Source organism: Rhizobium sp. R634 (genome assembly GCF_002211305.1).
In the GTDB taxonomy this organism is placed as follows: Bacteria; Pseudomonadota; Alphaproteobacteria; order Rhizobiales; family Rhizobiaceae; genus Rhizobium.
In genome coordinates this window covers 139193-150736 of record NZ_LOKW01000002.1, presented here as the reverse complement: position 1 = coordinate 150736, position 11544 = coordinate 139193, and the positions used below count along the sequence as shown (strand labels likewise).

7 protein-coding genes are annotated in these 11544 nt (G+C 61.5%); all 7 read left to right on the top strand.

What is annotated here, in order from left to right:
* Positions 1–2: 2 nt before the first annotated feature.
* The 7 genes from ATY77_RS04945 (at position 3) to ATY77_RS04915 (ending at position 11533) form a co-directional block, all read left to right on the top strand.
* Positions 3–881, top strand: coding sequence for a transglutaminase family protein (locus ATY77_RS04945; RefSeq protein WP_088686374.1), 879 nt, complete (start codon positions 3–5; stop codon positions 879–881).
* Between the two features lie 114 nt (positions 882–995).
* Positions 996–2228, top strand: coding sequence for a pilus assembly protein (locus ATY77_RS04940; protein WP_088686373.1), 1233 nt, complete (start codon positions 996–998; stop codon positions 2226–2228).
* 273 nt (positions 2229–2501) lie between these two features.
* Positions 2502–4964, top strand: coding sequence for a glycogen/starch/alpha-glucan phosphorylase (locus ATY77_RS04935; protein WP_088686372.1), 2463 nt, complete (start codon positions 2502–2504; stop codon positions 4962–4964).
* Complete coding sequence (gene glgB, locus ATY77_RS04930; RefSeq protein ID WP_088686371.1) at positions 4961–7168, top strand: 1,4-alpha-glucan branching protein GlgB; 2208 nt, start codon at positions 4961–4963, stop codon at positions 7166–7168. The genes ATY77_RS04935 and glgB overlap by 4 nt, the downstream gene beginning before the upstream one ends.
* A gap of 18 nt (positions 7169–7186) precedes the next feature.
* Positions 7187–8449, top strand: coding sequence for a glucose-1-phosphate adenylyltransferase (gene glgC / locus ATY77_RS04925; protein ID WP_088686370.1), 1263 nt, complete (start codon positions 7187–7189; stop codon positions 8447–8449).
* Between the two features lie 3 nt (positions 8450–8452).
* On the top strand, positions 8453–9895 hold the full coding sequence (glgA, locus tag ATY77_RS04920; protein ID WP_088686369.1) for a glycogen synthase GlgA: 1443 nt from the start codon (positions 8453–8455) through the stop codon (positions 9893–9895).
* 6 nt (positions 9896–9901) lie between these two features.
* Complete coding sequence (locus tag ATY77_RS04915; protein WP_088686368.1) at positions 9902–11533, top strand: alpha-D-glucose phosphate-specific phosphoglucomutase; 1632 nt, start codon at positions 9902–9904, stop codon at positions 11531–11533.
* Positions 11534–11544: the final 11 nt, after the last annotated feature.

The following is an 11544-nucleotide window of genomic DNA, read 5'->3' as shown; positions in this document are numbered from 1 at the left end:
CCGTGCTCTACGATCTTTCGCTCCGCATGGGTTACAGCTACGACGTGCCGGCCTCCGGCGCCCGCCATATCATGCGGCTGATGCCGCTATCGCTCACCAACCGGCAGCGCCTGGTCGCCGGCTCGATCACCATTTCGCCGACGCCGGACGAGCAGTCGCATTTCGTCGATTTCTTCAGCCATCCCGCCACCTCCTTCATGCTGCGGGCGCCGCACGAGGCGCTCGACATTCGCATGCAAGCCCGCGTGCAGGTGGATAGTCAGCCGATCGCCGCCGATTTCTCGCCGCTGCTGGCCGATCTGCCGGAGGAGATATCGGGCGTGTGGTCGCTGGCGCCGGACTCGCCGCATCACTTTCTCGGCGGCAGCCCGCGCCTGACGCAGGCGCGCGAGATCGCCGATTATGCGCGAAGCTGCGCCACTCCCCAGCTGACTGCCATGCAGATCGCCCATGCGCTCTGCGCCCGCATCAACAAGGACTTCACTTACGATCCCGATGCCACGACAGTGGACACGACGCCGATCGAGGCATTCAAACTGAAGCGCGGCGTCTGCCAGGATTTCACCCACATCATGATCCTGGCGCTCCGCAGCCTCGGCATTCCCGCCGGCTACGTCTCCGGCTTCCTGCGCACCATTCCGCCACCCGGCAAGGAACGGCTGGAAGGGGCGGACGCCATGCATGCCTGGGTGCGGATCTGGTGCGGCGAGACGATCGGCTGGATCGAGCTCGATCCGACCAACAATATCCCCGCCGGCACCGATCATATCGTCGTCGCCTATGGCCGGGACTATTCCGACGTCGTGCCCGTCATCGGCGTGTTGAAAAGCTATGGCGGCCAGCGCGCCGTTCAGGCAGTTGATGTGATCCCGCTGAAATAATCCCAAAACTGGAAAAATTGCCGGATTCGTTAAAATTTTATTGATGCCGTAAGGGCGGCGTAAAGAAGCAGCGTGCGTAAATCACCTCACAGGGTTTTCAGTTGGGTGAACATGATGAGCACCTCGTTTTTGCGTCCCTGCCTGCGTCGCATGTTCAGCGACCGTGGCGGTAATTTTGGTATCATGACGGCGATTATGGCGCCGGTCCTGCTCGGCGCTGCCGGCATGGCGATACAGGTCGGAGACATGCTGCTCTCCAAGCAGCAGTTGCAGGAGGCGGCCGATTCCGCCGCGCTCGCAACGGCCACCGCCCTGGCGAACGGCACGATCCAAACCTCTGAGGCTCAGGCCTACGCGCGTAATTTCGTCGCCGGACAGATGGCGAACTACCTGCAGAGCGGCATCGATATCAAGAGCGCGACCGCGGTCGACATCAAGACGACCACCTCGGGCAAATCGACATCCTACCAGGTCACGGTTTCGCCGAGCTACGACCTCACGGTCAATCCGCTCATGCAGGCGGTCGGCTTCAGCACGCAGCATCTTGCGACGTCGGGCACGACGACCAGCGGCCAATCGCAGAGCCAGGGCTCGATTTCCATGTATCTCGCGCTCGATAAATCGGGCTCGATGGGAGAGGATACCGCAACCGTCAACGAGGATGATCCGACGGAATCCTACACCTACGACTGCAACGGCCACTACAATAAAAAGAACAAGTGGGTTTACGACACCTGCACCGGCAGCCGGGCGAATTACTATACCAAGATAGAGGCGCTGAAGATCGCCGCCGGCAATCTCTTCGGCCAGCTCGACAGCGCCGATCCCAATGCGGAATATGTGCGCACCGGCGCGGTATCCTACGATATCGTTCAATATTCACCCAGCAGCCTCGCCTGGGGAACGGCCGGCGTCACGAGCTATGTCAACGCGCTTCAGGCCAATGGCGGCACCAATTCAAGCGGCGCGATGAACACGGCCTACACGTCTTTGACGGCCAAGAACGCCGCCGGAAACGATGCCGAGGACGCCGCCCACAAGCTGAAGACCGGGCAGGCGCCCAAGAAATACATCGTCTTCATGACGGACGGCGACAACAACAACGACAGCAGTGGCGGCCGTTCGTACGACACCTTGACCAAGGCAACATGCGATACCGCGAAATCCAAGGGCATCGAAGTCTATACGATCGCCTTCATGGCGCCGGCGGGCGGCCAGGCGCTGCTGCATTATTGCGCCTCCGATGACGCCCATTATTTCCAGGCGGAAAAGATGGAAGACCTCCTGGCCGCGTTCAAGGCGATCGGAGCGAAGGCCTCCGCACAGGTGACGCGCCTGACGAACTGAGCGACCACGGCGAAAAGACCCAACGAAAAGCCGCGCCGGAACAAACCGGCGCGGCTTTTCGTTATCGCTAGCCCGCGCATCAGATCGGGAAAAGCGATTGGAATCAAGCCCCTCCGATGACGTGAATATGGAGGTTTCGCAAATTTTTCGTTTGCCCAAATCCTTTGTTGCAAGTGCTTCCTAACGATGCATAAACTGTGGTCAGTGCAAGCGACAAATCGATTAGATCAGGCATAACACCCTGAAACCAAATTAAAATTGGCGAGATCTACCATGAACACCGTTTCCAAGCCGGTTATCCCCTCTCCCGCTCCCCGCAGTTCAAGGCCGGAAATTCTCGCAGAAGAAATCATCGAACGTCTGACCTACCGCATCGGCAAGGACGCCAAGGTGGCGAAGCCGCATGACTGGCTGACCGCGACGATCCTGGTGGTGCGTGACCGCATCATCGACAAGTGGATGGCTTCCACCCGCGAGGTCTATGCGACCGGCGCCAAGCGCGTCTATTACCTATCGCTCGAATTCCTGATCGGCCGCCTGATGCGCGACGCCGTCTCCAATCTCGGCCTGATGGAAGAGGTGCGCGATGCGCTGACCTCGCTCGGCGTCGACGTCAACGTCATTGCCGGCCTGGAGCCCGATGCCGCACTCGGCAACGGCGGCCTCGGCCGTCTCGCCGCTTGTTTCATGGAGAGCATGGCAACGGTCGACGTTCCGGCCTATGGCTACGGTATCCGCTATGTCCACGGCCTCTTCCGCCAGCAGCTGGCCGACGGCTGGCAGGTGGAGCTGCCGGAAAACTGGCTCGCCCACGGCAATCCCTGGGAGTTCGAGCGCCGCGAGAGCTCTTACGAAATCGGCTTCGGCGGCGCCGTCGAATTCATCACCACCCATGACGACCAGCCGCGCTACGTCTGGAAGCCGGCCGAGCGCGTCATCGCCGCCGCCTTCGACACGCCGGCCGTCGGCTGGCGCGGCAAACGCGTCAACACGCTGCGCCTCTGGTCGGCGCAGCCGATCGATCCGATCCTGCTCGACGCCTTCAACGCCGGCGATCACATCGGCGCGCTGCGCGAAAGCAACAAGGCCGAAAGCCTGACGAGGGTTCTCTATCCCGCCGATGCCACCCCTGCCGGCCAGGAATTGCGCCTGCGTCAGGAATTCTTCTTCTCGTCGGCTTCGCTGCAGGACATCCTGCGCCGCCACCTGCAGCAATATGACGATTTCACGTCGCTGCCGGACAAGGTGGCGATCCAGCTGAACGACACCCATCCGGCCGTCTCCGTCGCCGAACTCGTGCGCCTGCTCTGCGACGTGCACGGCATGGATTTCGACCAGGCCTGGGATATCACCCGCCGCACCTTCTCCTACACCAACCACACGCTTCTGCCCGAGGCGCTGGAAAGTTGGCCGGTTCCGCTCTTCGAGCGCCTGCTGCCGCGCCACATGCAGATCGTCTATGCGATCAATGCCAAGATCCTGCTCGATGCCCGCAAAACCAAGAACTTTTCCGACAGCGAAATCCGCTCGATCTCGCTGATCGAGGAAAGCGGCGACCGCCGCGTGCGCATGGGCAACCTCGCCTTCATCGGCTCGCATTCGATCAACGGCGTCTCGGCGCTGCATACCGATCTGATGAAGGTCACGGTCTTTGCCGACCTGCACAAGCTCTATCCCGACCGCATCAACAACAAGACCAACGGCATCACGCCGCGCCGCTGGCTGCAACAGTGCAATCCCGGCCTCACCGACCTGATCCGCGAGGCGATCGGCGACGAATTCCTCGATGACGCCGAGAAGCTGCGCCCGCTCGAGGCCCATGCTTCCGATCCGACCTTCCAGCAGAAGTTCGCAGCGGTGAAGCGGGCCAACAAGGTGGCTCTTTCCAATCTCGTCGCCAGCCGCATGGGCGTGAAGCTCGATCCCTCGGCCATGTTCGACATCCAGATCAAGCGCATCCACGAATACAAGCGCCAGCTTCTGAACATCATCGAAGCCGTCGCCCTCTATGACCAGATCCGCTCGCATCCGGAGCTGGATTGGGTTCCGCGCGTCAAACTCTTCGCCGGCAAGGCGGCGCCAAGCTACTACAACGCCAAGCTCATCATCAAACTCATCAACGACGTCGCCCGCACCATCAACAACGACCCATCGGTGCGCGGCCTCTTAAAGGTCGTCTTCGTGCCGAACTACAATGTTTCGCTCGCCGAAGTCATGGTTCCGGCCGCCGACCTCTCCGAACAGATCTCGACCGCCGGCATGGAAGCATCCGGCACCGGCAACATGAAGTTCGGCCTCAACGGCGCGTTGACGATCGGCACGCTCGACGGCGCCAATGTCGAGATGCGTGACAATGTCGGCGAGGACAATATCGTCATCTTCGGGCTGAGAGCCGACGAGGTCTCGAAGGTCCGCAGCGACGGCCACAACCCCCGCGCCATCATCGAAGGATCGCGCGAACTCTCACAGGCTCTCTCGGCCATCGGCTCGGGCGTCTTCTCGCCGGATGACCGCAACCGCTACACGGCGCTGATCGATGGCATTTATTCGCATGACTGGTTCATGGTCGCCGCCGATTTCGACGCCTATGCCCAGGCTCAGCGCGATGTCGACCAGATCTGGACCAACCAGTCCGCCTGGTACACCAAGACGATCAACAATACGGCACGGATGGGCTGGTTCTCCTCCGACCGCACGATCAGGCAATATGCAGACGAAATCTGGAGAGCCGGATGAAAACGCCGAAAAAAGTCCCTGAAGTACAGCTTACCTGGGAAATTTCGGCAGATGAAATCACGGCGATCCTTGCAGGCTCGCACTCCAATCCTTTTGCCGTCCTAGGTGCGCACCAGGCCGGCGACGCTTTCGTCGCCCGCTGCTTCATCCCGGGCGCGGAGGAAGTGACCGCGATGACGCTCGACGGCAGCGTCATCGGCGAATTGAAACAGCTTCATGGCGACGGCTTCTTCGCCGGACCGGTTTCGCTAACCAAGCTCCAGCCGGTGCGCTATCGCGCTCGGCGCGGCGATGCCGAATGGGCGGTGACCGACCCCTACAGCTTCGGGCCGGTGCTCGGGCCGATGGACGATTATTTCGCTCGCGAAGGCTCGCATCTGCGCCTGTTCGACAAGATGGGCGCGCACCGCATCAAGCATGAGGGCGCGCAGGGCATCCACTTTGCCGTCTGGGCGCCGAATGCGCAGCGCGTCTCGGTCGTCGGCGATTTCAACAATTGGGACGGCCGTCGCCACGTCATGCGCTTACGCACAGACAGCGGCATCTGGGAGATCTTCGCGCCCGATATCCCGCTCGGGGTTGCCTATAAATTCGAGATCCGCGGCCATGATGGCGTGCTGCTGCCGCTGAAGGCCGATCCATTCGCCCGCCGCAGCGAGCTGAGGCCAAAGACCGCGTCCATCGCCGCCGCTGAGCTGGATCAGCTCTGGGAGGACGAAGCCCATGTGAAGCATTGGCGCGAAACCGACAAGCGCCGCCAGCCGATCTCGATCTACGAGGTGCATGCCGGCTCCTGGCAGCGCCGGCAGGACGGCACGATGCTCTCCTGGGACGAACTCGCCTCCAGCCTCATCCCCTATTGCGCCGACATGGGTTTTACCCACATCGAATTCCTGCCGATCACCGAGCATCCCTACGACCCGTCCTGGGGTTACCAGACGACCGGCCTCTACGCACCGACCGCCCGTTTCGGCGAGCCGGAGGGCTTCGCCCGTTTCGTCAACGGCTGCCACAAGGTCGGCATCGGCGTCATCCTCGACTGGGTGCCGGCGCATTTCCCGACCGACGAGCATGGCCTCGGCTGGTTCGACGGCACGGCGCTTTACGAGCACGAAGACCCGCGTAAGGGCTTCCATCCCGACTGGAATACGGCGATCTATAACTTCGGCCGCACCGAGGTCGTCTCCTATCTCGTCAACAACGCCCTTTATTGGGCCGAGAAGTTCCATCTCGACGGCCTGCGTGTCGATGCCGTCGCCTCGATGCTCTATCTCGATTATTCCCGCAAGCACGGCGAATGGATCCCGAACGAATATGGCGGCAACGAGAACCTCGAAGCCGTCCGCTTTCTGCAGGATCTCAACATCCGCATCTACGGCCAGCACCCCAACGTCATGACCATCGCCGAGGAATCGACCTCCTGGCCGAAGGTTTCACAGCCGGTGCACGAAGGCGGGCTCGGCTTCGGCTTCAAGTGGAACATGGGCTTCATGCACGACACGCTGAGCTACATGAGCCGCGATCCCGTGCATCGCAAACACCACCACAACGAACTGACTTTCGGCCTGCTCTATGCCTATTCGGAAAATTTCGTCCTGCCGCTGTCGCATGACGAAGTCGTTCACGGAAAGGGCTCGCTTATCGCCAAGATGCCGGGCGACGACTGGCAGAAGTTCGCCAATCTGCGCGCCTACTATGCCTATATGTGGGGCTATCCCGGCAAGAAGCTGTTGTTCATGGGCCAGGAATTCGCCCAGTGGAGCGAGTGGAGCGAGAATAAGTCGCTCGACTGGAACCTGCTTCAGTACCGCATGCACGAGGGCATGCGCCGCCTGGTGCGCGACCTCAATCTCACCTATCGCAGCAAGCCGGCGTTGCATGCACGCGATTGCGAGGGCGAGGGTTTCGAATGGCTGGTGGCCGACGATGGCGAGAATTCCGTCTTCGCCTGGCTGCGCAAGGCGCCCGGAGAAAAACCGGTCGCCGTCATCACTAATTTCACTCCCGTTTACCGCGAGAACTATTCGATCCGCCTGCCGTCCGAGGGGCGCTGGCGGGAAATTCTGAACACCGATGCCGACATCTACGGCGGCAGCGGCAAGGGCAATGGCGGGCGCGTGCAGGCCGTCAATGCCGGCGGCGCCATCACCTGCTCGATAACGCTGCCGCCTTTGGCAACAATCATGCTTGAACCTGAAAATTAAGACTGGTGGGAGGAGAAAATGGTAGAAAAGCGTATTCAGCCACTTGCCCGCGATGCAATGGCCTATGTTCTGGCAGGCGGCAGGGGGAGCCGTCTCAAGGAACTCACCGACCGGCGCGCCAAGCCCGCCGTCTATTTCGGCGGCAAGGCCCGCATCATCGATTTCGCTTTGTCGAACGCGCTGAACTCAGGCATTCGCCGCATCGGCGTCGCAACGCAATACAAGGCGCATTCGCTGATCCGGCACATGCAGCGCGGCTGGAACTTCTTCCGTCCGGAACGTAATGAAAGCTTCGACATCCTGCCCGCCAGCCAGCGCGTCTCCGAGACGCAATGGTACGAAGGCACCGCCGATGCCGTCTATCAGAACATCGACATCATCGAGGATTACGGCGTCGAATACATGGTCATTCTCGCGGGCGATCACGTCTACAAGATGGACTATGAATGGATGCTGCAGCAGCACGTCGATTCCGGCGCCGACGTCACCATCGGCTGCCTGGAAGTGCCGCGCATGGAAGCGACCGGCTTCGGCGTCATGCATGTCAACGAGAAGGACGAGATCATGGCCTTCGTCGAGAAGCCGGCCGATCCGCCCGGCATTCCCGACAAGCCGGATTTCGCGCTGGCCTCGATGGGCATCTATGTCTTCCACACCAAATTCCTACTCGACGCGCTTCGCCGCGACGCCGCCGACCCGAATTCGAGCCGCGATTTCGGCAAGGACATCATCCCCTATATCGTCCAGCACGGTAAGGCGGTCGCCCACCGCTTCGCCAAATCCTGCGTCCGCTCGGATTTCGAGCACGAGGCCTACTGGCGCGACGTCGGCACAATCGACGCCTATTGGCAGGCCAATATCGACCTGACGGCGATCGTGCCGGAGCTCGATATCTACGACAAGTCCTGGCCGATCTGGACCTATGCGGAGATCACGCCGCCGGCGAAATTCGTCCATGACGACGAGGATCGCCGCGGCTCGGCCACGTCTTCCGTCGTCTCGGGCGACTGCATCATTTCCGGGGCCAGCCTCAACAAAAGCCTGCTCTTCACCGGTGTCAGGGCCAACTCCTTTTCCAAACTGGAAGGAGCGGTCATCCTGCCGAACGTCAAGATCGGGCGTCGCGCGCAACTCAAGAACGTGGTGATCGACCATGGTGTCGTCATTCCGGAAGGCCTTGTTGTCGGCGAGGATCCCGAGCTCGACACCAAGCGCTTCCGGCGGACCGAAAGCGGCATCTGCTTGATCACGCAACCGATGATCGACAAGCTGGATATCTGACTTATGAAAGTTCTTTCGGTTTCGTCCGAAGTCTTCCCTCTGATCAAGACAGGGGGCCTGGCCGATGTGTCCGGCGCCCTGCCGATTGCCCTGAAAGCCTTCGGGGTCGAAACCAAGACCCTTCTGCCCGGCTATCCCGCCGTCATGAAGGTCATTCGCGATCCCGTCGCCAAACTGGAATTCCCCGATCTGCTCGGAGAAAAGGCAACCGTGCTGGAGGTTCAGCACGAGGGCCTCGACCTGCTCGTCCTCGATGCGCCGGCCTATTACGACAGGCCGGGCGGCCCCTATCTCGATCCGCTCGGCAAGGATTATCCCGATAACTGGCGCCGTTTCGCCGCCCTGTCACTTGCAGCCTCCGAGATCGCCGCCGGTCTGCTGCCCGGCTGGCGCCCGGATCTCGTCCATACCCATGACTGGCAGGCGGCGCTGACCTCGGTCTACATGCGTTATTACCCGACGCCTGAGCTGCCGAGCGTGCTGACCATCCACAATATCGCCTTCCAGGGGCAGTTCGGCCCCGAGATCTTCCCCGGCCTGCGCCTGCCCGGCCATGCCTTCGCCGTCGACGGCCTCGAATATTACGGCACCACCGGCTATCTCAAAGGCGGCCTGCAGACCGCTCATGCGATCACCACGGTCAGCCCCTCCTACGCCGATGAAATCCTCACACCCGAATTCGGCATGGGGCTTGAAGGCGTCATCGCCAGCCGCATCGACAATCTCTCCGGCATCGTCAATGGCATCGACACCGATATCTGGAACCCGGCGACCGATCCTGTCGTCCACACCCATTATGGCCCGACGACGCTGAAGAACCGCGAGGAGAACCGCCGCTCGATCGCCGAATTCTTCCACCTCGACGATGACGAGGCTCCGATCTTCTGCGTCATCAGCCGTCTCACCTGGCAGAAGGGCATGGATCTCGTCGCCAACGTCGCCGACGAAATCGTCGCCATGGGCGGCAAGCTCGTGGTGCTCGGCTCCGGCGAAGCCGCTCTCGAAGGAGCGCTGCTCGCTTCCGCCAGCCGCCATCCAGGCCGCATCGGCGTCTCGATCGGCTATAACGAGCCGATGTCGCATCTGATGCAGGCCGGCTGCGACGCGATCATCATCCCCTCGCGCTTCGAGCCCTGCGGCCTGACCCAGCTTTACGGCCTGCGTTACGGCTGCGTGCCGATCGTTGCCCGCACCGGCGGGTTGAACGACACGGTGATCGACGCCAACCACGCCGCACTTGCGGCGAAAGTGGCAACAGGAATACAATTTGCCCCCATAACCGAAACCGGCATGCTACAGGCAATCCGCCGTGCGATGCATCTTTACGCGGACCGAAAACTCTGGACCCAATTGCAAAAGCAAGGCATGAAATCGGATGTCTCCTGGGAGAAGAGCGCCGAACGCTACGCTGCCCTCTATTCAAGCCTCGTCTCGAAAGGCATGTGACCTAAAATGATCAAGTCCGTTCCCACCACGCCCTATCTGGACCAGAAACCCGGCACCTCGGGCCTGCGCAAGAAGGTCCCGGTCTTCCAGCAGCCGAATTATGCGGAGAACTTCATCCAGTCGATCTTCGATTCGCTGGAAGGCTACCAGGGCAAGTGCCTCGTCATCGGCGGCGACGGACGTTACTACAATCGCGAAGTCATCCAGAAAGCGGTGAAGATGGCCGCCGCCAACGGCTTCGGCAAGGTCATGGTCGGCAAGGGCGGCATTCTGTCGACGCCGGCCGCATCCCACATCATCCGCAAGTACAAGGCTTTCGGCGGCATCATTCTCTCCGCCAGCCACAATCCCGGCGGCCCGACCGAAGACTTCGGCATCAAGTACAACATCAACAATGGCGGCCCGGCACCGGAAAAGATCACCGACGCGATCTATGCGCGCTCCAAGACGATCGACAGCTACAAGATCGCCGATTTTGCCGACGTCAATCTCGACCGCATCGGCAAGGACGAGCTCCCCGGCGGCATGATCCTGTCGGTCATCGATCCGGTCGAGGATTATGCGGCGCTGATGGAAGAGCTGTTCGATTTCGGCGCCATCCGCAATCTGATCAGCCTCGGCTTCCGCATCGCCTTCGACGGCATGAGCGCCGTCACCGGCCCTTACGCGAAGGAAATCTTCGAAAACCGCCTCGGCGCTCCCTCCGGCTCGGTCCGCAACTTCATGCCGCTGCCGGATTTCGGCGGCCATCATCCCGACCCGAACCCGGTTCACTGCAAAGAACTGTTCGATGAGATGATGGGTGACGACGCGCCCGATTTCGGCGCCGCCTCCGATGGCGATGGCGACCGCAACCTCATTGTCGGCCGCGGCATCTTCGTAACACCCTCCGACAGCCTGGCGATCCTTGCCGCCAATGCCAATCTCGCTCCCGGCTACTCCGGCGGTCTCGCCGGTATCGCCCGGTCGATGCCGACATCGGGCGCGGCCGACCGCGTCGCCGAAAAGCGCGGCATCGGCATGTACGAAACGCCGACCGGCTGGAAGTTCTTCGGCAACCTGCTCGACGCCGGCATGGCGACGATCTGCGGCGAGGAAAGCGCCGGCACCGGCTCCAATCACGTCCGCGAGAAAGACGGCCTCTGGGCCGTGCTGCTGTGGCTGAACATTCTTGCCGTGCGCGGCGAGAGCGTCGCCGATATCGTCACCCAGCACTGGCAGACCTACGGCCGCAACTACTATTCGCGCCACGATTACGAAGGCCTCGACACCGATGCGGCGAACGGCCTGATAGACAATCTCCGCAGCCAGCTTCCCACCCTGCCCGGCAAGAGCTTCGGCAACTTGAAGGTCGAGAAGGCCGACGATTTCGCCTATCACGATCCGATCGACAAATCGGTCAGCGAGCATCAGGGCATCCGCGTGCTCTTCGAAGGCGGCTCCCGCGTCGTCTTCCGCCTCTCCGGCACCGGCACGTCTGGCGCAACCTTGCGTGTTTACATCGAGCGCTACGAGCCGGATTCGACTCGCCACAACATCGAAACGCAGGAAGCGCTCGCCGATCTGATCGCGGCCGCCGAAAGCATTGCCAGCATTCGTGAGCGCACGGGACTCGACGAGCCAACCGTGATCACCTGATCCGGGGGGAG